The 21,485-nt window shown below is 61.8% G+C and carries 17 protein-coding genes; 4 read left to right on the top strand and 13 right to left on the bottom strand.

Annotated elements, in window-relative coordinates:
• From rbbA to ACJO3T_RS12865, 5 genes are all read right to left on the bottom strand, one after another.
• Window positions 1-2,739: a ribosome-associated ATPase/putative transporter RbbA gene (rbbA, locus tag ACJO3T_RS12885; protein WP_406978706.1), complete on the bottom strand. Its 2,739-nt coding sequence runs from the start codon at window positions 2,737-2,739 to the stop codon at window positions 1-3.
• A complete protein-coding gene (locus ACJO3T_RS12880; protein ID WP_406963105.1) occupies window positions 2,732-3,733 on the bottom strand; it encodes an HlyD family secretion protein in 1,002 nt (333 codons plus the stop codon). Before ACJO3T_RS12880 ends, rbbA begins: the two co-directional genes overlap by 8 nt.
• A 344-nt stretch (window positions 3,734-4,077) precedes the next feature.
• Complete coding sequence (locus tag ACJO3T_RS12875; protein WP_406978705.1) at window positions 4,078-5,634, bottom strand: FGGY-family carbohydrate kinase; 1,557 nt, start codon at window positions 5,632-5,634, stop codon at window positions 4,078-4,080.
• A complete protein-coding gene (locus tag ACJO3T_RS12870) occupies window positions 5,631-7,181 on the bottom strand; it encodes a glycerol-3-phosphate dehydrogenase/oxidase (RefSeq protein WP_406978704.1) in 1,551 nt (516 codons plus the stop codon). Before ACJO3T_RS12870 ends, ACJO3T_RS12875 begins: the two co-directional genes overlap by 4 nt.
• Window positions 7,178-8,803, bottom strand: a complete 1,626-nt coding sequence (locus ACJO3T_RS12865) for an FAD-binding oxidoreductase (protein WP_406963111.1) — start codon at window positions 8,801-8,803, stop codon at window positions 7,178-7,180. Before ACJO3T_RS12865 ends, ACJO3T_RS12870 begins: the two co-directional genes overlap by 4 nt.
• A gap of 370 nt (window positions 8,804-9,173) precedes the next feature.
• On the opposite strand from ACJO3T_RS12865, the gene ACJO3T_RS12860 reads away from it, so the two are divergent.
• Together ACJO3T_RS12860 and ACJO3T_RS12855 are read left to right on the top strand one after the other, a co-directional pair.
• Window positions 9,174-9,587: a TA system antitoxin ParD family protein gene (locus ACJO3T_RS12860; protein WP_406963113.1), complete on the top strand. Its 414-nt coding sequence runs from the start codon at window positions 9,174-9,176 to the stop codon at window positions 9,585-9,587.
• Window positions 9,577-10,146 carry an ATPase gene (locus ACJO3T_RS12855; protein ID WP_406978703.1) on the top strand — a complete coding sequence of 190 codons (570 nt, stop codon included), beginning with the start codon at window positions 9,577-9,579 and terminating at the stop codon, window positions 10,144-10,146. Before ACJO3T_RS12860 ends, ACJO3T_RS12855 begins: the two co-directional genes overlap by 11 nt.
• Window positions 10,147-10,166: 20 nt before the next feature.
• Here ACJO3T_RS12855 and ACJO3T_RS12850 read toward each other — a convergent pair whose 3' ends face one another.
• The 8 genes from ACJO3T_RS12850 to ACJO3T_RS12815 all read right to left on the bottom strand — a co-directional run bounded on the left by ACJO3T_RS12850 (window position 10,167) and on the right by ACJO3T_RS12815 (window position 18,475).
• The gene (locus ACJO3T_RS12850) at window positions 10,167-11,060 is read right to left on the bottom strand and encodes a hydroxymethylglutaryl-CoA lyase (RefSeq protein WP_406963117.1); all 894 of its coding nucleotides are present in this window, start codon (window positions 11,058-11,060) and stop codon (window positions 10,167-10,169) included.
• Between the two features lie 3 nt (window positions 11,061-11,063).
• Window positions 11,064-13,070, bottom strand: coding sequence for an acetyl/propionyl/methylcrotonyl-CoA carboxylase subunit alpha (locus tag ACJO3T_RS12845; protein ID WP_406978702.1), 2,007 nt, complete (start codon window positions 13,068-13,070; stop codon window positions 11,064-11,066).
• A complete protein-coding gene (locus tag ACJO3T_RS12840; protein WP_406963121.1) occupies window positions 13,067-13,861 on the bottom strand; it encodes an enoyl-CoA hydratase-related protein in 795 nt (264 codons plus the stop codon). The genes ACJO3T_RS12845 and ACJO3T_RS12840 overlap by 4 nt, the downstream gene beginning before the upstream one ends.
• 10 nt (window positions 13,862-13,871) lie before the next feature.
• Window positions 13,872-15,479: a carboxyl transferase domain-containing protein gene (locus ACJO3T_RS12835; protein ID WP_406978701.1), complete on the bottom strand. Its 1,608-nt coding sequence runs from the start codon at window positions 15,477-15,479 to the stop codon at window positions 13,872-13,874.
• A 7-nt stretch (window positions 15,480-15,486) separates the two neighbouring features.
• The gene (locus ACJO3T_RS12830; RefSeq protein ID WP_406978700.1) at window positions 15,487-16,653 is read right to left on the bottom strand and encodes an isovaleryl-CoA dehydrogenase; all 1,167 of its coding nucleotides are present in this window, start codon (window positions 16,651-16,653) and stop codon (window positions 15,487-15,489) included.
• A 29-nt stretch (window positions 16,654-16,682) separates the two neighbouring features.
• Entirely contained in the window at window positions 16,683-17,072 is a 390-nt protein-coding gene (locus ACJO3T_RS12825; protein WP_406978699.1) for a MerR family transcriptional regulator, read from the bottom strand.
• 77 nt (window positions 17,073-17,149) lie between these two features.
• Window positions 17,150-17,800: a transglutaminase-like cysteine peptidase gene (locus ACJO3T_RS12820; RefSeq protein ID WP_406963129.1), complete on the bottom strand. Its 651-nt coding sequence runs from the start codon at window positions 17,798-17,800 to the stop codon at window positions 17,150-17,152.
• Between the two features lie 15 nt (window positions 17,801-17,815).
• A complete protein-coding gene (locus ACJO3T_RS12815; protein WP_406978698.1) occupies window positions 17,816-18,475 on the bottom strand; it encodes a type II secretion system protein N in 660 nt (219 codons plus the stop codon).
• A gap of 280 nt (window positions 18,476-18,755) precedes the next feature.
• Between ACJO3T_RS12815 and gspE the strand changes: the two genes are divergently transcribed.
• A complete protein-coding gene (gene gspE / locus ACJO3T_RS12810) occupies window positions 18,756-20,270 on the top strand; it encodes a type II secretion system ATPase GspE (protein WP_406963133.1) in 1,515 nt (504 codons plus the stop codon).
• Window positions 20,270-21,481, top strand: a complete 1,212-nt coding sequence (gspF, locus tag ACJO3T_RS12805; protein ID WP_406963134.1) for a type II secretion system inner membrane protein GspF — start codon at window positions 20,270-20,272, stop codon at window positions 21,479-21,481. Before gspE ends, gspF begins: the two co-directional genes overlap by 1 nt.
• Window positions 21,482-21,485 lie beyond the last annotated feature (4 nt).

Here is a 21,485-nt window from a genome sequence, read left to right as displayed (position 1 = left end):
CTAGCGCCCCTGTTTCTTAAGCAGAATGACCGATATCAATATCAGCACCGGGATGAAGGCCGCAAGACTCAGTAGTTCCTGTTGAAGGTCGCTGAAGAAAAGCCCCTTGGTAAAAACCCCACGGCTGATCTGAAGGAACCAGGTTGCTGGCCAGAACTGGCCAATGAGGGCGCCGACCCCCTCCTGGGAGGACACTGGCTCCGTCAGACCCGAAAACTGGACGGTGGGCAAGAGGGTAATGATCGCCGTCGCCGCCAGTGCGGCAATCTGGGTGGACGCAAAGGCCGAAATCACCTGACCAATCCCCGTCGTCACCATCACATACAACAGGGCCCCTAGAGAAAGTGCCCACAATCCACCCTTCAGTGGCACCTCGAATACCCACACCGCCAGCATGACCAGGCTGACATAACTGATCATACTGAAAGCAATGTACGGGAGTTGTTTGCCCAGCAGGAATTCAAGACGTGTTACCGGGGTAACATAAAGGTTGGTGATCGACCCCAGCTCCTTTTCACGAACGATTCCCAGAGCCATCAGGATGGATGGAATAAAAATGAGCAGGATGGGAATGACCGCCGGCACCATCGCGTCCAGACTCCGGAAATCCTGATTGTACCGGTACCGGCCTTCTATAGAGACCAGGTTTGATGAGGGGACCAATCCATAGGTTCGTTGTGCCAGTTCCACCAGGTAGCTGTAGTGAATACCCTCAACATAGCCAGCAATAGTCTCTCCCCGAAATGGCATGGCGCCATCAATCCAAACGCCGATTTCCGTATCCTGCCCACGCTTCAGGTCCTTGCCATAGCCAGGTGGAATCACGAGTGCCAGGCTCAGTTCACCAACCTGCATCCTCTGTTCCAGTTCGGCCATGTCCACGATGGGAGGTCGCTCGATAAAATATCGCGATCCTGAGAAGGCCGTGACGTAATCCCGGCTTTGGGGAGACTGATCCTGATCCAGTACCGCAAAAGACAAATCTTCTACATCCAGGGTGATGCCGTAACCCAGAATCAGCATCAGCAGGGCGGAGCCGATAAAGGCAAATGCCATACGGATCGGATCCCGGATCAGCTCCCGAGCCTCACGGTGCCCATAGGCCCACAGTCTCCGGATACTGAACTGTCGGTAGTCAGGCTCGTCCTTTTGCTCACTGGTGAGCACAGCCCCACTGCCGATGTCCTCGGCTCCAGTGGCCTCCTCGAGGGTTCTCATGAACGCCCCTTCCAGGGTCTGTTCGCCAGCCTGCTGAATCAGAGCCTCTGGCTTGTCGGACGCCAGCACCTCACCAGCATGCATAAGGGAAATCCGGTCACACCACTCACCCTCATTCATGAAATGGGTAGAGATAAAAATGGTGACCCCATCTTCGCGGGACAGGCGGAACAGCAATGACCAGAACTGGTTCCGGGCGGCAGGGTCCACCCCCGAAGTCGGTTCGTCGAGGATCAGCAGTTCGGGCCCGTGTACAACAGCCACGGCCAGTGAGAGCCGCTGTCGAACCCCCAGGGGCAGATGGCTCGCCAATTGATCCATTTCATCGGCAAGTCCGAATTCCGCCGCCAGCTCATCTACCCGGGCACCGATCTGCTTTTTCGGCACGTGAAACAAGCGTGCGTGCAGTTCCAGGTTCTGCCTGACTGTCAGTTCGCCATACAGGGAAAACCCCTGGGACATATAACCAACACGCCGCCTTGTGCTCAGGTCCCTGGCATCCAGAGGCTTGCCAAAGAGTGAAACGTCGCCTTCGGAAGGAGGTAATAGCCCGGTCAACATCTTCATGGTTGTGGTCTTGCCGCAGCCATTAGAACCAAGGAAGCCGAATATCTCGCCTCTGGAAATCGAAAAACTGACGTCGTTTACGGCAGTAAAATCACCAAACCGGGCTGTCAGATGGTTTGCTTCGATTGCCGGGACGGTCTCGGTCGCCTGCGTGTCGGACGCAGTGGCGGGAGGTTCCGCCTCCTTTTCGTTTCCGGCGGTCTCGGGGGCTATTCCTGAAGACAGGGCGATGAATGCTTCATCCAGCGTCCGGGTGCTGGTCTGCTCGCGCAACTCCACCGGCGAGCCGGTCGCCAGAATGGCGCCGTCATTCATGGCCGCCAACCAGTCATATCTTTCGGCTTCTTCCATGTAGGCGGTGGCAACCAGGACACTCATCCCGGGTTGTTGAGCGCGGATTCGATCAATCAGGTCCCAAAAACGGGCACGGGACAGAGGGTCGACACCGGTGGTGGGTTCATCCAGAATCAGCAGCTCGGGGCTATGGATCAGGGAGCAGCAAAGGCCAAGCTTCTGCTTCATGCCTCCCGACAATTTGCCTGCCGGCCGATCCCTGAACGGAAGCAACCCGGTGGCCTCCAGTAGTCGGGGTATCTGTTGCTTTCGTTTTTCACCGGTCAGTCCGAAGAGATCAGCAAAGAAGCCAATGTTCTCGTCGACAGTCAGAGTATGGTAAAGATTACTGCCCAATCCCTGGGGCATGTAGGCAATGCGAGGCGCGAGCCGATTGCGAAATCGCAGATTCCTCATATCGCCGCCAAGCACTTCCACAGACCCGGATTGCAGTTTTCTGGCGCCGGCGATCAGCCCCATCAGCGTGGACTTTCCCGCGCCATCCGGCCCTATGAGGCCGATCATGCATCCGGCAGGCATCTCGATGCGGATATCGGTGAGTGCCTGACACTCACCATAAACGTGGCTTACGCCCTCCAGGCGGGCAACCATGTCAGTCATTGGGCAAGGTTACCTGTAAATGGGCGGGCCAATCCTGGCTTTCATCGAGCAGGACATAGGCGACACCAGGCACCCCGGTCTTCACCCGATCACGGTAGGCTTGCAGCAGCTCCGCATCAATGCGAATCCTGAGCCGAAACATCAACTTCTCACGCTCACTCCGGGTCTCAACAGATTTCGGCGTAAACTGCGCCTCTGCTGCAACAAAACTTACCCTCGCGGGGAGTACATAATCAGGAAGGGCGTCGAGTACAATCCGTGCCTCAGAGCCAACCCTGACTTTGCCCGCCTGCGATGTGGGCAGGAAAATGGTCATGTAGACGTCGGTCACATCCACCACTGTTGCAATCTTGCCCCCAGAGGCAAGGACCTCACCGGGCTCGGCTAACCGATACAGCACACGTCCACCTATCGGGCTCCCAAGGTGACTGTCATCAATGGTTGTCTGAATTTCACGAATACTGGCTCGTGCCGCCTCAATACCTGCATCGGCAGAAGCAACCTGCACCCTGGCAGCCTGCAACGCTGCGGCAGCTGTCTCGGCCGACGTTTGTGCCTGATCAAACTGTTCCCGGGAGACATGACCTTTCTTCATCAGGCTCTCGAAGCGAGCCAACTCAGCCCGCGCCAGGCGCAGTTCGCTTTCCCGTTGGTGTACAACAGCCTCCGCATAGCGTTTACTCTCGCCCGCCTGGTTCAGGGCAGCCTCGGCTGCAGCCAACCTGGCTTCCAGTTCATCGGTATCCATCTCCGCTACAGGATGGCCCGCCTCAATCAAGTCGCCTTCCGCAACGGAGAAGCTCTTCAGTCGACCGGCGAGACGAGTGGCAATGTCGACCTCCGTGGCTTCGATACGCCCATTGCCGGAGGCAATATGCTCGGACAGCGCGGCATCGTCGGTCATGACCCGCCAGAAAATGGCGGCAAGGATGATTATCACAAGACTCAACGCTACAAGGAGTTTCAGGCCAAAGCGGGCTTTTGAATCAGACATGGATCTTCCCTGGTCATAAAGGTTTCAGGATACGGAGTCTGCTACAAGCTGAAATGGGGGAATCTGGATACATCTTCCATTTAGCTTAGTCCTTTCACAGCCAGGTTTCTAATGGAAACCAAGAAAGAATGACCACCAGCATGCGTTGCAACAGGCCCGTTCCAGGCTCATGGTTATGACGAACCGTCTGACCTGTCTTCTGTTCTGGCAAATATAGCTCACTATTTTCTATCTGCACCACCTGATAAGCGCTGAACAGGACTGTTGGTTAAACTCGCGTTCCAACGTCAGGGTCAAGGGCTCTTGGCTACAAAACCAGGCTCGGTATTGAGATGGGGGCAGCCCTATCGGGGGTAGCCGGTAATCCTGCGGATATTGCGGTACAGCGGTGCCAGTTGCCGGTACATCCGCAGGTATACGTCCCGGTATAGTTGGTTGTAGAGTCCGCAGGCCTGCTGATCCGGCTCGAATACATCGGCCACCCGGGTCATCCGGGTAGCGGCGACTTCCACCGATGGGTGCAGGCCCAGGCCGGCGGCCGCCACAATGGCTGCACCCAGCCCTGACGCTTCCCGGGTGTGGGGGCGTTCGGCGGGCATGCCGAAGATATCCGCCGTCAGTTGCATGGCTGCATTACTGCGAGAACCACCGCCGGCGACCCTCAGGGTTGTTATTTTCGTACCGCTACGCCGTTCGATGCGTTCCTTTCCTTCCCGCAGGGCGTAGGCCAGGCCTTCCAGGATGGCCCGATAAATATGGGCGCGGGTATGCACATCGCCGAAACCAATCATGGCTCCCTTGGCCTCAGGGCCCGGGTGCCGTACGCCCGGGGACCAGTAGGGCTGCAGCATCAGGCCCATGGAGCCCGGTGGCACCTGGTTGACCAGTTCGTCGAACAGGGCTTCCGGTTCGATACCCCTTTGCTCGGCAATGCGTTGCTCCCGCAGGCCGAACTCCCGCTTGAACCAGCTCACCATCCAGTACCCCCGGTAGATCATGACTTCGGTGGAATAGTGCCCGGGAATGGCCGAGGGGTAGGGTGGCATCAGCCGGGTGGGCTCCACGTAGCGTGGATTGCTGACATTGATGGTGGCGGTGGTGCCGTAGCTCAGGCAGGCGGTGTCCGGAGTCACGCCACCGCTGCCCAACACTTCGCAGGCCTTGTCCGACGCTGCGGCGATCACCGGTAACCCCGGCGCCAGCCCGAGGTGACTGGCGGCCTCGGGTGTCAGTTGGCCCAGCGGCTCCCCGGGGCGGACCAGGTCCGGTAACTGGTCTTTTCGCACCGGCATCAGTTGCCATTTGAAGTTCCGTTGGCTGGCCCATTGATGGCGGCGGAAATCGAAGGGGAGGTAGCCGACCTGGGCTGCCGTCGAATCCCGGAACTGGCCAGTGAGGCGATAGTTCAGGTAGCCGGACAGCAACAGGTAGTGTCGGGTCTTTCGCCAGGTGTCCGATTCATGCTGGCTCAACCAGTTGGCCTGGGCATTGCGGCGGAACTGGTCAATGGTGTCCTCAAGCCCCGTGGCCCGAAACAGCCAGCCCCAGGGGCCGGGCAGCGGACCTTCAATCGTGGCGTGTCGCTGGTCAAGCCAGAGGATGGCGGGGCGCAATGGCTGCCCCTGATCGTCCAGTGTCACTACGGTCCCGCGCTGAGTGGTGACGGTAACGCCAACCACCTGGTCGGGTGTCGCCTCCGTGCTTTCCCAGAGCGCCTGGCACGCCTGCCCGAGGTTGTCCCAGAAATACCCCGGACGCTGTTCCGCCCAGCCGGGATGGTTGGAGAAGTAGGCCTCGATGGGCTGGTAACCCCGCCCCACCAGCGCTCCGGTAACGTCAAACAGGAGCGCCCGTACGCTCTGGGTTCCCTGGTCGATGGCGAGGATCAGGGGCTGGGTCATGCCGTTTCCCGCTCCCCTGGCAGGTAATAGGATGTTCGCCACAGGTGCAAGTAGCGTTCGATTTCCGCCTGCCAGGTGTCGACCGACCAGCCCAGGTCGGCGGATAGTCGCTGGCGAAGGGTTGGCAGCAAGGCCCGGGCACCGTCCGGCAAGATCAGCCCCAGCCGGGTTCGCCGTAGCAACAGGTCATCCAGGTGCACCACGGACTCCTGCCGTGCGGTCCAGTGTAGTTCTGCCCACAGATAGCTGGTGCCGGGGACCTCTTCCAGCGGCCCTGCCACCAGCACATCCCCAAGCGATGGGCCGTAGTGGCCCTGTAACCGGCGCCAGGTGAGGTGCGGAATCGACCGCGGCCGCTCCGTGGACGGAGGGGGCCGGAAAATCGGCGCGTCCTCGTCCTGCAGTACCAGTTCCCGGAACCTTGGGGAGCCGATCAACAGTACGTCCCGGGCAATGCTGCGAAAGGTGGTGAGCTTGCCGCCGGCCACGGAGATCAGTCCGCCTTCGTCCCAGATCACGTGCTCGCGGCTCTCGGCGGAAGGAGATCGCCGGTTGTTCCGGGTAACCACCGGGCGAACGCCGGCCCAGGTGGACAGGATCTCGTCCCTGGTGATGCGGGCTGCGGGAAAGGCCCGTTCGATGGCCCTGAAGAGGTAGGCGATCTCCGGCTGGGTGATGCGGGGCTCCTGGGCCAGGTCGTCATCGTGGTCCAGGTCCGTGGTGCCGACCACGGTTCGGCCAAGCCAGGGGAAGATGAACACGGGGCGTTTGTCGTCCGGGTGCGGCAGGGTCAGTGAGACCGAGACCGGCAGGCGCTCGAAGGGCAACAGCAGGTGACTGCCCCGTAGCGGGCGGATATGTTCCCTGCCGTGGCCCTGACGCCAGAGGTCTTCCGCCCAGGCCCCGGTGGCGTTGACCACCAGCGAGGCGGACAGGGTACTCTCCCCGGCGTTATCGGCGATGGTGACGGACCAGGGGGCATCGTCGGGCTTCGTTACCCGGACGGCCCGGGTATAGTTGCGGGTGACAGCCCCCAGGGCCCGGGCCTCGTCCAGCACCCGCAGGACCAGCCTCGCATCGTCGGTGACGGCGTCGCTGAATCCGGATGCCGCCTTCAGGCCGTCAGTCGACAGGCCCGGAAGCCACTGGAGCATTTCGATGGGGTCGATTCGTTGACGGTGGTGTTCACCGGCAAGCAGGTCATACAGCCACAGCACCTTCTGGAACAGTCGGGGGCAGGGGAAGCCCTTACGGTAGTGGGGCATGACGTAGCGCATCCGGTCCACCAGCCCCGGTACCTGTGCCAGCAATCGCTGACGTTCCCGCACGGCATTACGGGCAAGGCCCAGGTGTCCTCCGGCGAGATAACGCAGTCCACCGTGGACCATCTTGGAGGACCGGCTGGAGGTGCCCCAGGCGTAGTCCCGCTGTTCCACCAGCAGGGTGTCCAGCCCTGCCGCGGCTGCTTCCCGGGCAATGCCGGCCCCGGTAATGCCGCCGCCAATCACGATGACGTCATGGTGGGGGGCGAGATTGGCCAGGCTCATGACCCGGACTGCTCGTCGGTATCGATGTCCTCACGGAGGAGGGTGCCGGGATTCAGGCAGCCCCCGGGGTCGAAGGTATGGACCAGGCTCCGCAGCGCCGCCATACCCAGCTCGCCTTTCTCCACCGGCAGCCAGGGAGCATGGTCCTTGCCGACACCATGCTGATGGGAGATGGTGCCCCGGTTATTGACGATCAGTGCGGAGGTGGTGTCTTTCAGATGTCGCCAGCGGGCCCGGGTGTTGCCGTAATTGTCGGCCACCGGAAACACATAGGTGGTATAGATGCTGCTGCCCTGGGGATAGACGTGGGACAGGTGGCTGAAGACGTGGACTGGCTGGCTTTCCTCCACCAGCCCCTGTCGCAGGTTGTCTTCCACCAGGGTCATCAGGGTATCCACGTTGTCCCAGTCGGTGGCGGTTTCGAGGGTGTCCACGGCATAGCCCTGTTGCCACAGGTTCTCCCGGAGGTAGGGCATGGCAAAGCGTTTCTCGGCCCACTTCCGCCCCATGCCGGTGCCCATGTAGACACAACGGAAGGGTTTGCAGAAACCTCGCACCTCTTCCAGGGCAAACCGGCATTGCCGGCGACTGCCGGTGATACCGAAAGTCATCATGCACTTGCCGGATCCGGCGCCGCGCAACCCCAGGTAACGCTCCAGCAGGCTAATCTGGAAGGGATGGCCGGAGAGGGCGAGCTGGGTTTCCGTTTCCTTCTCATTACTCAGGCGCAGCATGGACAGTGACAGCCTCGCCTGGATCATGCGCCGGGCCGCCTCCCGGGCCAGGTGCCAGCTCGGGAAAAACATGACGTGGAAGGATTCCCGCTCCGGCAGAGGGCTCACCCGGACCCTGGCTTCGGTGATGATGCCCAGACGTCCCTCGGAACCCAGGACCATCTCCCGGATATCCGGTCCGGCGGAGGAGGCAGGCAGGGTGGGTATTTCCAGTGTGCCGCACAGGGTTTCCACCGTGCCGCCGGCGAAGAGCTGTTCGATACGACCATAACGGAGGGATTGCTGGCCGCTGGAGCGGCTGGCGATCCAGCCGCCGAGGGTGGACAGCTCGAAGGACTGGGGAAAGTGGCCCAGAGTGTAGCCGCGGGCCCGCAGTTGGGACTCCACCAATGGGCCCGGGGTGCCGGCGCCGAAGGTGGCGATCTGGCTTTCGGTGTCCAGGTCCAGCAGGCGGTTCATTCGCGCCAGGCTGATGGTCAGTACGGGGGTGTCGCCGGCCATCGGGTTGATGTGGCCGGCAACGCTGGTGCCGCCGCCATAGGGGATGACATGGAAACCGTTGTCCAGGGCGAATGTCAGCAGTTCCCGGACCTGTGCCGTGTCTCCCGGGCGGGCAACGCCGTCGGGGTAGGTGTGGATGTGGCCGCTTCGCAGGGCCAGCCAGTCTGGCAGGCTCTGGCCCCGGGCATGGCGGATGCGGGTTTCGGGGTCTTTGGAGATCAGGGGGTGATCGGGGAGTCGTGAGGGCGGCACCTTGGCGATGACGTCTTCGAGGAGGGCTTCGGGCAGGCGGGCGGCTGTGCCGATGCGGTCCTGCAGGAAGGTGAGGCCGTTCTTGGGGAGTTGTGGCTGGATACTGTCGTCACCCCAGCCGTTCCATCTGCGCATCGGGTTGCTCTCTTGTTCTGGTTATCGCGCCTGATACTCCGTGCCAGAGGCTCTGGTTCGGTATACTTTTCCCGGACACGCCCAGCAAGTACATCCATGGCCGATTTTTGCTCCTGCAAAATCGGCATTCCCGCCTTCCATGGCGGTCATAGAGCTCTACGGGCGCCGTTCATGGCGCTCGACGATCCGGGAAAAGCAGATCCTCTTCGAGCAGCGAGAGTGCCTGATGTTCTATCGATCTTCGCAGTAATTCGGTGAATATAAAAGTCCTTGGTTCCATCCTCAGAACGTTCTGGCGCACAACGGCTGTTGCAAGTTGCTACAAACGTGGTAATCTGAAACAAACCGTCGACCATACCGTGGAGGTACCATGACTACGCCGGTAAGACTTGAAGACACCCTGGTTCGCCAGGCGGCTGCGGAAGCCCAGGTTCAGCGTCGGTCCACGCCCAAGCAGATTGAGTTCTGGGCCGAGATCGGGCGGGCCATTGCCGGGGAGGTGAGTGCGGAGGACCTGATTGCCATCAGCCAGGGTATTCGCAAGGTGAAGGTGGAGCCGGTGTTGCCGGAGTCGGTGACCAGTGACGATATCTGGGCCGATGTGGAGGTTGACCGGGCATCCGGTGAGCTGTCCCGCCATATCACCCGTGACCGGATTGTCTATCAGGCGTCCGACCGTCATCCGGGATACCTGGAGGCCATCTATCCGGACGGCCAGAAGATTACCGGGCAGTTCCGCAACGGTCGCTTCGAGCCCCTGAACGGCCAGGGCCATGCAGCCTGAACTCTGGCTTCTCGCCGGGGGCAATGGCGCAGGAAAATCAACTTTCTACGAGCGTTTCTTAAAGCGCTACAACATCCCGCTTATCAACGCGGACAATATAGCAAGGACGCTCTGGCCGGCCGAGCCGGAGGCCCACAGCTACGAAGCCGCCCTGATCGCCGAGAAAGAGCGCTTCCGTCTGCTGGAGGAAGGGCAGACGTTCTGTTTCGAGACCGTGTACTCCCACCCCTCCAAACTCGATTTCATTGCCAACGCGAAGGCAGCGGGCTTTCGTATCCATATCTTCTATTTCCACCTGGGAGATACCGGGCTGCACAACGCCCGGGTTGCCTCCCGCGTCACTGCCGGCGGCCATAGGGTGCCCGAGGACAAGGTCAACAGCCGGGTTCCCCGGACGTTTGCCAATATCCGCGATTCCGTCGGCCTGGCCGATGAGCTTCACCTGGTGGACAACTCAAGCACTGTCAAACCCTATGTTCGGGTGGCCTCCTGGAAGGATGGGGTATGGGAAGTATTTGTACCGACGGTTCCCGGGTGGGCCTCGCAGATTATGGGATAACGTGCTCCCAAGTAAGATAATCAGGACGTTAACGCCCTCCCAGCCCGCGATGGATTCTCCCGCTGCAGATCCCGACAGATCGACGCCCCCAACGCCGCGATTTTCCCCAGGTCCACCCCAGTTTCAAACCCCTCGCCCTCCAGCAGGTAGAGCACATCCTCCGTCGCCACATTCCCCGTCGCCCCCTTCGCATAGGGACACCCGCCCAGACCAGCCACGGCGGAATCAAATATACGGATGCCCCGCTCCAGACCGGCGGTAATGTTGGCGATGGCCTGGCCATAGGTGTCATGGCAATGCAGGGCCAGGTTTTCTGTGCCGGTATCCGGGATCACCGCATCCAGCAGGGCATGGATCTCCCGGGGGCGGGCGACGCCAATGGTGTCGCCCAGGGAAATCTCATCCACCCCCAGTGCCAGCAGGCGCTGGATGACATGGGCCACCTGTGACGGGGCAATGCGGCCCTCATAGGGGCAGCCCACCACACAGGACACATAACCGCGAACCCGTCGGCCCGCCGCCCGGGCACCTTCCACCACCGGCCGGAACCGCTCGATACTTTCATCGATGGAACAGTTGATGTTCTTCTGGTTGAAACTCTCCGAGGCAGCGGTGAACACCGCCACCACCTCAGCCGACGTCTTCAGGGCCGCTTCCAGCCCTTTCAGGTTGGGTACCAATACCTCGGCGGTGACATGATCCGGTTTGCGGATCAGTGACATCACCTTGTCCGTCCCCGCCATCTGCGGCACCCATCTGGGAGACACAAAGCTGCCGGCTTCGATCCGGCGGTGGCCGGCACCCACCAGCGCATCGAACCACTCAGCCCGCTGCTCCGGGGAGACCGGCGTCTTCTCGTTCTGCAGGCCATCCCGGAGGCCTACTTCCACCAGGGTTACCCGATCATCGCCCATGGTTCACTCCTCCGACTTTTCCAGGGTTACCAGCACCTGTGCGGCTTCCACACTATCACCGGTTTGACAGTGAATGGCCTCCACGGTGCCATCAAAACCCGCCTTCAGGGTATGTTCCATCTTCATGGCTTCCATGGTGAGCAGGGCCTGCCCTGCCTTCACAGCATCCCCGGGTTGGCAGGATACCCCCGTTACCCGGCCATGCATGGGGGCCATCAGCTCGGTTTCGGCGGCTGCCGTGCCTTCGACCACCTCCGGATGGTTGACCCGCACATGCCAGGTGGCGGCATCGGCAAACACCGACAGTTCATCACCCCTGGACACCGTATCCAGCCTGACGCGGCGACCGGAGAGTCGGACATCCAGCGTGCCATCGTCCATTCGCGACCAGCGGACCAGGGTTTCCTCGTCATTAAAGGTCGCTAACACACAGCCGCGGGAGTCGTGCCCATTCTCGATCCGGTAGTGGCCGTGAAGGCGGTTGCCCTCCAGGTCCAGTTCGAACGGCTGACCGCTGGTGCCGGACAAGCGGAAACTTTTCAGGTTGTTCCAGACATCCCGGTCATCGGTCACCGTTAACGCCCCGACGTTGTCCAGCCAACCCATCAGGCTGAGGTGACTCCGGGCCCACGGGGAGAACAGGGGGCTGGCCAGTGCCTCCCGGTGGACTTCCACGAAACGGGTGGTCAGTTCCCCCCGGGCAAAGGCGTCCTGCTGCAACACGCGACTGACGTACTCCGTATTCAGTACCACGCCGTCCACGTGGTATCGGTTCAGGGCATGGATCAGATTGAGGCGGGCTTCTTCCCGGTTTTTTCCACGGGCGATGACCTTGGCCAGCATGGGGTCGTACCAGGGGGTAATGGCCAGCCCTGTCGATACGCCGGAATCCACCCTGACGAAATCCGTGTCCACGGGTTCACGGAGAGTATGGAGTACCCCGGTCTGGGGCAGGAAGTCGTTGTCCGGGTCTTCCGCGTAGATGCGGGCTTCCATGGCGTGGCCGGTACAGGCCAGGTCCTGCTGGGCCCAGGGCAGGGCGTCACCATTGGCGATGCGGATCTGCCATTCCACCAGGTCCAGGCCCGTTACCATCTCGGTGACGGGATGTTCCACCTGCAGGCGGGTGTTCATCTCCATGAAGAAGAACTCATGGCTTTCCGGCTCATAGAGGAACTCCACCGTACCGGCGCCGACGTAGCCTATGGCCTCGCCGCAGCGCATGGCGGCCTCGCCCATGGCCTGGCGGACATCCTCAGGGATACCCGGCGCGGGGGCCTCCTCGATAATCTTCTGGTGCCGGCGCTGCACGGAGCAGTCGCGGTCGAACAGATAAAGGCCCTTGCCATGCTGGTCGAACAGTACCTGGACCTCCACATGACGAGGGGTTTCCAGGTAGCGCTCCAGCAATAGCCGGGGGTCACCAAAGGATGACCGGGCCTCCCGCTGGGCGGCTTCCACCTGGGAACGCAATTCGCTGGCGTCCCGCACCACCCGCATGCCCTTACCACCACCGCCGGCACTCGCCTTGATCAGCAGCGGAAAGCCGATACGTTTGGCTTCCTCCTCGAATACGGAGAGATCCTGATCGTCGCCATGATAGCCCGGCACCAGGGGCACGCTGGCTTCTGCCATCAGTGCCTTGGCCGCACTCTTGGAACCCATGGCGGCAATGGCTTCGGCAGGCGGCCCGATAAATCGGAGGTTGGCGCGCTCACAGGCGGCGGCCAGGTCGGTGTTCTCCGACAGGAAACCGTAGCCAGGGTGGATGGCGTCCGCTCCGCTGGTGCGGGCGGCGGTGATGATGCGGTCAATGTCCAGGTAGCTTCGGGTGGCTTCCGCCGGCCCGATGTGGAGGGCAATGTCCGCTTCATTGGCGAAGGGCGCGCCCGCGTCCGCGTCGGAATATACCGCCACGGTGGACAGGCCCATGGCTTCTGCGGTCCGGAAGATGCGCCGGGCGATCTCCCCCCGGTTGGCCACCAGCAGTGTTGTGATCGGGTGCGTCATGAGGTTACCGCCCAGTCCGGAGTACGTTTATCAAAGAAGGCCGCCAGACCTTCCTGCCCCTCGCCGCCGGTGCGCAGCCGGGCGATGAGTTCCGCGGTGTACTGGAGGGTGTCGTCGGAGACGGGGCCACCGGATACCTGAGTCACCAGTTCCTTGCCGGCGGCCATGGCCACGGGGCCGTTGCGGAGCAGGGCGGTGATCAGGTCTTCCGCCCGTGCCTCCAGTTGGTCATCCGGTACCCGTTCGTGGATCAGGCCCAGGGCCTGGGCCCGGTCGGACTCGATCACCTCCGCCGTCTGGAAATACCGCCGGGCATGGCGCTGGCCCAGGGTACGCACCACGTAGGGGCCGATGGCGGCCGGGGTAATGCCGAGGCGGGCTTCGCTGAGGCAGAAACGGCTGGACTCGGTGCCGATGGCGATATCCGAGGCGCAGATCAGCCCCAGGGCACCGCCATAGGCCGCCCCCTGGACCAGGCAAAGGGTGGGGCGGTCCAGGCGGTCGAGGGTCTGCATCAGGCCGGCCAGGCGACGGGCGTCGTCGATGTTCTCCTGTTGGCTCAGCTCGGCAGTCCGTTTCATGTAGTTGAGATCGGCACCGGCGGAGAAATGCTTGCCTTCCCCGGCCAGCACCACCACCCGGCAGTCGTCGTTCCCACCGGCGTCGCCAATGGCGTTGGTCAGCTCGGTGATAATGCGGTCATCAAAGGCGTTACGCTTGTCCGGACGATTCAGGGTAATGCGGGTGACGCCGCGTTGATCGGTATGGCTGGTAACAGCGGATTCGGTCATGGGAAGCTCCTTACATCCGGAACACGCCGAAGCGGGTGTCTTCGGCGGGGGCATTGAGGGAGGCGGTCAGGGCAAGGCCCAGTACCTGGCGGGTATCGGCGGGATCAATGACGCCGTCGTCCCACAGGCGGGCGGAGGCATAATAGGGACTGGATTGCTCCTCGAACTGGTCGATGACCGGCTGCTTGAAGGCCTGCTCCTCGTCATCGCTCCAGCTCAGGCCCTTGCGCTCCAGGCCGGCCCGCTTGACGTCGGCCAGCACTCCGGCGGCCTGCTCACCGCCCATGACGGCAATTCGGGCGTTGGGCCACATCCACAGGAATCGGGGGTTATAGGCCCGCCCGCACATGCCGTAATTACCGGCGCCGAAGCTGCCGCCGATGATGACCGTGAACTTCGGCACCCGGGCGCACGCCACGGCGGTGACCATCTTGGCGCCGTTCTTGGCAATGCCGCCATGTTCCGCCTGCTTGCCCACCATGAAGCCAGTGATGTTCTGCAGGAAGATCAACGGGATACCACGCTGACTGCACAGTTCGATGAAGTGGGCGCCCTTGAGGGCCGACTCGGAGAACAGGATGCCGTTGTTGGCAACGATACCCACGGGATGGCCATACAGGTGGGCAAAGCCACACACCAGGGTCGCGCCGTACCCGGCCTTGAACTCGTCAAACTCGGAACCGTCCACCAGTCGGGCGATAACGTCGTGGACATCGTAGGGCGTCCTCAGGTCCGCCGGCACCACCCCGTGAAGTTCCTCCGGCGGATAGAGCGGGTCCCGCACCGGCTGTGTGGTCAGGTGGTGTTTCGGCTCGTGGTTCAGGTTAGCGATGCAGCGGCGGGCCCGTTCCAGGGCTTCCTCTTCGGTATGGGTCAGGTGATCGGCAACGCCGGAGATGTTGCAGTGCACGTCGGCGCCGCCCAGTTCCTCGGCGGACACGGATTCACCGGTGGCGGCCTTCACCAGGGGCGGGCCGGCCAGGAAGATGGAACTCTGACCCTTCACCATGATGCTTTCGTCCGCCATGGCCGGCACATAGGCGCCGCCGGCGGTGCACAGGCCGAGGACCACGGCAATCTGCGGAATACCCTTGGCGGACATGTTGGCCTGGCGGTAGAAGATGTGGCCAAAATGTTCGGCGTCCGGGAACACCTCATCCTGCTGGGGCAGGTTGGCGCCGCCGGAGTCCACCAGGTAGATACAGGGCAGGTGGTTTTCCTCGGCGATGGTCAGGGCGCGGATATGCTTCTTCACCGTGAGCGGATAGTAGGTGCCGCCCTTGACGGTGGAATCGTTGGCCACGATCAGGCATTCCACGCCCTCGACCCGGCCGATGCCGGCAATGATGCCCGCGGCAGGCACATCGTCATCGTAGACGTTGTCCGCGGCCAGGGGGGCGATTTCCAGGAAGGGCGATCCCGGGTCCAGCAGGCGGTTGATGCGGTCCCGGGGCAGCAGCTTATTCCGGCTCAGGTGCCGTTCCTGGATGGCCTTGCCGCCACCCTCGGCCACTCGTTCGAGGCGGGTGTGCAGGTCGGCGACCAGCGCATCCATGGCTTCCCGCCTCTGACGGAATTCCTCGGACTGTGTGTTGATGGTGCTGTGGAGTATTGCCATGGCGACCTCAGTTGGATTCCCGGAACAGTTCCCGGCCGATCAGCATGCGGCGGACTTCCTGGGTACCGGCGCCGATTTCGTAGAGCTTGGCGTCCCGCAACAGGCGACCGGTGGGGTAGTCGTTGATGTAGCCGTTGCCACCGAGGATCTGGATGGCCTCCAGGGCCATTTTGGTGGCCCGCTCGGAGGTGTAGAGGATGGCGCCGGCGGCGTCCTTGCGAGTGGTTTCACCCCGGTCACAGGCCTGGGCTACGGCGTAGAGGTAAGCGCGGCTGGCGGCCAGTTCGGTGTACATGTCGGCCAGTTTGCCCTGGACCAGCTGGAACTCGCCGATGGGCTGGTCGAACTGTTTTCGTTCGTGCACGTAGGGCACCACCACGTCGAGGCAGGCCTGCATGATGCCGGTGGGGCCGCCAGACAGCACCACCCGCTCGTAGTCCAGGCCGGACATGAGTACCTTCACGCCTTCGCCTTCCTGGCCGAGGATGTTCTCTTCGGGTACTTCCACGTCCTCGAAGATCAGTTCGCAGGTGTTGGAGCCGCGCATGCCCAGTTTGTCGAGCTTGGGGCCCCGGCTGAAGCCTTTCCAGTCCTGTTCGACGATGAAGGCCGTGATGCCCCGGGGGCCGCCCTGGGGGTCGGTTTTGGCGTAGATGACGTAGGTATGGGCGTCCGGGCCGTTGGTGATCCACATCTTGCTGCCATTGAGGATGTAGCGGTCGCCTTTTTTGTCGGCCCGCAGCTTCATGCTGACGACGTCAGAGCCGGCGTTGGGTTCGCTCATGGCCAGGGCGCCGATGTGTTCGCCGCTGACGAGTCCAGGCAGGTAGGTCTGTTTCTGGGACTCGGTGCCGTTGCGGTGGATCTGGTTGACGCAGAGGTTGGAGTGGGCACCATAGCTGAGGCCGATGCTCGCGCTGGCACGGCTGATTTCTTCCATGGCGATGACGTGGGCGAGGTAGCCCATGTTGCTGCCGCCGTACTCTTCGCTGACGGTCATGCCCAGCAGGCCCATGTCGCCCAGTCTGGGCCAGAGGTCGTTGGGGAACTGGTTGTCACGGTCGGTCTTGTCCGCGATGGGGGTGATCTGGTCGCGGGCGAAGCGTTGGACCTGGTCCCTCAGGGTGTCCAGGGTTTCGCCGTGGTTGAAGTTGAGGGTGGTGTAGTGGCTCATTGTTGTTATGCCTCTTGTGTTAGTTAAGGTCAGGCCTCTTCACAATCCGATAAGGCCTCCAGGCACTTCGCCTCGGCCTCGTCCAGTTCGTCCTGCATAAGCCGGATATCGTGCAGCTGGGCTTCAAGCTGTTCACGTCGTTTCTGAATTTTATTAAGTAATGCATTGATCTGATGACGGTTATCGGAATCTGGATCATACATCTCAATGAGCTCCCGGGATTCGGACAGGCTGAAGCCCAGGCGCTTGCCCCGGAGAATGAGCTTTAGTTTGACCCGGTCGGCGTCGTTGTAGAGTCGGGTCTGTCCGTCCCGCAGCGGGGCGAGCATGCCGGATTCTTCATAGTAGCGAATGGTTCGGGTGGTGACGTCGAATTCCCGGGCCAGGTCGCTGATGGTGTACTGGGGTTTTGAGGTCATGGTTTCGTTTCTTGCAGACGTTTACGTTAACGTAAAGCAGAAGTGACTAATCTGCAAGCGCTGGAATGGGAATCGGACTACTTCATGACTTCAGTCAGCCTGTCCTGTAATGAGCGCCAGTGGCTGAGCTGTTCGGCGGTGCCGGAGCGTTTGGTGCGGCTGCCGCTGATGCGCCACAGGCCTTCGCCGTTGAAGCTGTAGACGGGTTCCAGGTCGGTCCGCCGGGATGCGGGTCTGATATCGTTGATCAGGTTGTCCAGCACCAGAGGGTCAGCGTCGGGCGAGGGATACCAGGCGAGGACCATGTGGGCCTGGTTGAGTTCCAGGGCCTTTACGTAGACGATCCGTAGCTGGTCGTCGGGGATACCCAGGGCGCGGAGGGTGAGGTACTTGGCAATGGAGAAGTCTTCGCAGTCAGCGCCGTTGGTAGCGAGCAGCTCCACCGGTGTCGCCCAGTAGTCCTCCTGGTTCCAGTGCTTCAGGTCGCTGACAAAGGGGGTGCGGTTAAAGAAAGAATTGACCAGTTCTACCTGCCGGCGGGGTGGGGCGGACTTGGCAATGGCGTGCAGGCGCTCCCAGTCTTCCAGCCGTGCACGGGCGTCGGTGCCGTATTCCTGTTCAATATACCGGAGCAGTTCGGGGCCCAGCTCGAAGGCGGTGACAAAAGCGGAGAACACAACGACCAGTAGCAGGGAGCTGCGTCTGGGCGCTGGCCGCTTTTGTCCCATGAAGCTACCTCATTGCTATTGGTCCCTGAGCCGTTGACGCAGCTCTTCCAGCCGCTGGCGTATCTGTCTGCGTCGCTCGTCGGTGGCCTCGGGTGTGGATGGTGCCCGGGACTGGCTGGTGGCCGGACCGGCTCCGTTCCGCTGGGCCTGGGCCGGGTCCGGTTGGACGCCATTGTCTATGGCTGCCAGCTCGACCCCCCGGGAATCGTCCGTTTCCGGGAAGTACAGGTTTTCCAGTTTGCCGCCGCGCTCGATGATGATCCGGTTGGCGTGAACCGAGCGCAACTTGGCATTTCCCGGAAGTTCATCACCAATGATATAGACCTCAGTACGGTTCCTGTCATCCTCGATCAGGGCGCTACCAGGCTGTTTCTCGTTGCCGGCAAGCACGCCACGCAGGAACAGGCGCAGGTTGGTTTCCGGGAGGTCTTCGGTGTTCTGGTCGGCAGTGGCGCCTTCGGCAGCAGCCTGGCCGAACATCTCGACGTTCTCGAGCTGCACCTGGGGCTGTTGCCGGGCAGGGCGGGTCACCTCAGCGGTCTGGGCCGTCGACTGGCCCTGCTGGGTCTGTTCCTGTTCCCAGAACCGGTATCCCTGCCACCCCAGCGAGCCAACCATGGCCACGGAGAGTAGCAATGCGGTTATCAGGGGCAGCCTGGCAGTTAAAGCAGACATGTCTATCCTTATCGTTGCTTGGCTGGAAGCGCCTGACGGGCCTCCTCGGCTGATGGGCAGTGCCGCACAATCCGGTGACCTTCATCAAAAAACGCCGCCGTTCTTCCTTAAAAAGACGCCCATCACAATGTAACAGGTTAGCGGACATTATAGTGTATTGAGTTATTCAGCGGGCGCTTAAACCTGTGGTAGCCTTCACAGCTACAGGGAATAATAATAGGAATGGCTGTCACTTGATCGGGGTTGCCCCCCGGGCGACCATTCGTACTGACACACGGGGATGATCTTGACTACTGAAACGCAAATCCAGCCGCAGGATGCTCCGCTGGGCCGTCTTCCTTTCACGTTCGCCAAACGCAACGGGGTGATCCTTACCCGCAACGATTCAGGCGATACGGTGATCCTGGTGCGCCCCGGTGCCCCGCACAGTGCCCTGGCCGAAGCCAACCGGATCAGCGGAGGGCGTGCCCGGTTCGAGTCCATTGACCCCGATCATTTCGATGCGGCCCTCAACAGCGCCTACCAGAACGATTCCGCCGAAGCCATGCAGATGGTGGAAGGCATTGGCGACGACATGGACCTGGCCTCCCTGGCCGAGTCAGTTCCTGAGACAGAGGATCTGCTGGAGCAGGAGGACGATGCTCCGATTATCCGCCTGATTAATGCCATCCTCACGGAGGCGGTGAAGTCCGGTGCCTCGGATGTTCATATCGAAACCTACGAGAAGCGGCTGGTGGTCCGGTTCCGGGTGGACGGGGTGCTGCGGGAAGTGGTGCAGCCGAAGCGGGCGCTGGCGCCCCTGCTGGTGTCCCGTATCAAGGTTATGGCCAAGATGGACATTGCCGAGAAGCGGATTCCCCAGGACGGTCGAATCGCCCTGCGGGTGGCCGGCCGCGAGGTGGATATCCGGGTGTCCACCATGCCGTCCGCCAGTGGCGAGCGGGTGGTACTGCGTCTGCTGGACAAGAATGCCGGCAATATCAAGCTGGAATCCCTGGGCATGAAGGGGCGCGACCTGGAATCCCTGCGCAAGATGGTCAAGCGCCCTTACGGCATCCTGCTGGTTACCGGCCCCACCGGTTCCGGTAAGTCCACCACACTCTACGCCGGTCTGCAGGAGATCAACGACCGCAGCCGCAATATCCTGACGGTGGAAGACCCCATTGAATACAACCTGCCGGGCATTGGCCAGACCCAGGTCAACACCAAGGTGGACATGACCTTCGCCCGGGGGCTGCGGGCCATCCTGCGCCAGGACCCGGATGTGGTGATGATCGGTGAGATCCGTGACCTGGAAACGGCGGAAATCGCCATACAGGCCAGTCTGACCGGTCACCTGGTACTGTCGACCCTGCATACCAACACCGCGGTGGGCGCCATTACCCGGATGATGGACATGGGCATCGAGCCATTCCTGATCTCCTCCAGTCTGGTGGGGCTGGTGGCCCAGCGGCTGGTTCGGGTGCTGTGCCAGGAATGCAAGGAGCCCTACGTGCCCTCGGCGGAGCAATGCGATTTCATCCAGGCCGATCCGGCCAATCCGCCCACCATCTACAAGTCCAAAGGCTGCGAGCACTGCAACAACCTGGGCTACAAAGGCCGTATCGGTATCTATGAGGTGGTGGAGATCACCGATGCCATGAGTTCGATGATTCACAAGCGTGCCGGCGAGCTGGACCTGGAAAAGGTGGCCCGTGAGTCCGGGCCCAGTATCCACGCGGACGGGGTCGACAAGATCCTCAGCGGCGTGACCACGGTGGAAGAGGTCCTCCGTGTAACCCACCGGAGCCGCTGATGCCAGCCTACGATTACAAGGCGCTGGACAAGCGCGGCAAGCAGGCCAGTGGAGTGATCGAGGCGGACAGCGCCCGTGCGGTTCGCCAGCAGTTGCGGGAAAAGGGCATGGCCCCCCTGGCGGTGGAGCCGGCCACGGAAAAACAGGGCAAGAGCGCGTCCTTCAGCCGCCGGGGCAGCCTCAGTGCCTCCGACCTGGCGCTGGTGACCCGGCAACTGTCCACCCTGATCCAGTCCGGCATTCCCATTGAGCAGGCCCTGTCAGCGGCGGCCCAGCAGTCCGAGAAGCCGGCCATGAAGAGCATGCTGATTGCCATCCGGGCCAAGGTCATGGAGGGCTATACCCTGGCGGACAGCCTGGGCGAGTTTCCCCGGGCCTTTCCCCGCCTGTATCGATCCACCGTGGCGGCGGGCGAGCACGCAGGCCACCTGGACCTGGTCCTGAACCGGCTGGCCGATTACACCGAGGCCCGGCAGGAGGCACGCCAGAAGATCCAGCTTGCGGCCATCTACCCCATCATCCTGACCGTGGTGGCCATCGCCATCGTGGTGTTCCTGCTGACCTACGTGGTGCCCGATATCATCGAGGTTTTCGTCAAACAGGGGCAGGACCTGCCAACGTTGACCCAGGCCATGCTCAATGTGTCGGACTTCCTGTCCAGCTACGGCATTTGGCTATTGCTGGCCATGATTATCGGGGGCGTGGCGTTCAGTATTTCCCTGCGTACGGAAGGCAACCGGCGCCGTTTCCACAAATCGCTGCTGGAAATCCCCCTGGCCAAGGGCATGGTCCGGGGCATCAATACTGCCCGCTATGCCAGCACCCTCAGTATCCTGACCACCAGCGGTGTACCTTTGGTGGAGGCCATGCGCATTGCCGGCGAGGTACTGGGTAACGATCACCTGCGGGCAAAGCTCCGGGACGCCGCACAAAAGGTGTCCGAAGGGGGCAGCCTTCACAAGGCACTGGAGCAGACCGGCTATTTCCCGCCCATGATGCTGCACATGATCGCCAGCGGCGAAGCCAGTGGCGAACTGGACAGTATGCTGGAGCGCACCGCCCGCATGCAGGAGAATACCCTCCAGTCGAAGATCGCGGCCATGGTCGGCCTGTTCGAGCCCCTCATGCTCCTGGTAATGGGCGTGGTGGTACTCATCATTGTGCTGGCCATCATGTTACCGATCCTGAACATGAGTAACCTTGTAGGGTGAACCA

Origin of the sequence: Marinobacter shunpengi, from assembly GCF_045449715.1 — a bacterium.
In the GTDB taxonomy this organism is placed as follows: Bacteria; Pseudomonadota; Gammaproteobacteria; order Pseudomonadales; family Oleiphilaceae; genus Marinobacter.
This window is presented reverse-complemented; position numbering and strand designations above follow the sequence as displayed.

Excerpts from the sequence above, each read along its gene's own strand:
- gspE (WP_406963133.1), top strand. The coding sequence starts at position 18,756 with ATGATCTTGACTACTGAAACGCAAATCCAGCCGCAGGATGCTCCGCTG.
- ACJO3T_RS12815 (WP_406978698.1), bottom strand. The coding sequence starts at position 18,475 with ATGTCTGCTTTAACTGCCAGGCTGCCCCTGATAACCGCATTGCTACTC.
- ACJO3T_RS12875 (WP_406978705.1), bottom strand. The coding sequence starts at position 5,634 with ATGACCCAGCCCCTGATCCTCGCCATCGACCAGGGAACCCAGAGCGTA.
- gspF (WP_406963134.1), top strand. The coding sequence starts at position 20,270 with ATGCCAGCCTACGATTACAAGGCGCTGGACAAGCGCGGCAAGCAGGCC.
- ACJO3T_RS12840 (WP_406963121.1), bottom strand. The coding sequence starts at position 13,861 with ATGACCGAATCCGCTGTTACCAGCCATACCGATCAACGCGGCGTCACC.
- ACJO3T_RS12865 (WP_406963111.1), bottom strand. The coding sequence starts at position 8,803 with ATGCGCAGATGGAACGGCTGGGGTGACGACAGTATCCAGCCACAACTC.
- ACJO3T_RS12820 (WP_406963129.1), bottom strand. The coding sequence starts at position 17,800 with ATGGGACAAAAGCGGCCAGCGCCCAGACGCAGCTCCCTGCTACTGGTC.
- ACJO3T_RS12855 (WP_406978703.1), top strand. The coding sequence starts at position 9,577 with ATGCAGCCTGAACTCTGGCTTCTCGCCGGGGGCAATGGCGCAGGAAAA.
- rbbA (WP_406978706.1), bottom strand. The coding sequence starts at position 2,739 with ATGACTGACATGGTTGCCCGCCTGGAGGGCGTAAGCCACGTTTATGGT.
- ACJO3T_RS12860 (WP_406963113.1), top strand. The coding sequence starts at position 9,174 with ATGACTACGCCGGTAAGACTTGAAGACACCCTGGTTCGCCAGGCGGCT.
- ACJO3T_RS12880 (WP_406963105.1), bottom strand. The coding sequence starts at position 3,733 with ATGTCTGATTCAAAAGCCCGCTTTGGCCTGAAACTCCTTGTAGCGTTG.
- ACJO3T_RS12845 (WP_406978702.1), bottom strand. The coding sequence starts at position 13,070 with ATGACGCACCCGATCACAACACTGCTGGTGGCCAACCGGGGGGAGATC.
- ACJO3T_RS12870 (WP_406978704.1), bottom strand. The coding sequence starts at position 7,181 with ATGAGCCTGGCCAATCTCGCCCCCCACCATGACGTCATCGTGATTGGC.
- ACJO3T_RS12850 (WP_406963117.1), bottom strand. The coding sequence starts at position 11,060 with ATGGGCGATGATCGGGTAACCCTGGTGGAAGTAGGCCTCCGGGATGGC.
- ACJO3T_RS12825 (WP_406978699.1), bottom strand. The coding sequence starts at position 17,072 with ATGACCTCAAAACCCCAGTACACCATCAGCGACCTGGCCCGGGAATTC.
- ACJO3T_RS12830 (WP_406978700.1), bottom strand. The coding sequence starts at position 16,653 with ATGAGCCACTACACCACCCTCAACTTCAACCACGGCGAAACCCTGGAC.
- ACJO3T_RS12835 (WP_406978701.1), bottom strand. The coding sequence starts at position 15,479 with ATGGCAATACTCCACAGCACCATCAACACACAGTCCGAGGAATTCCGT.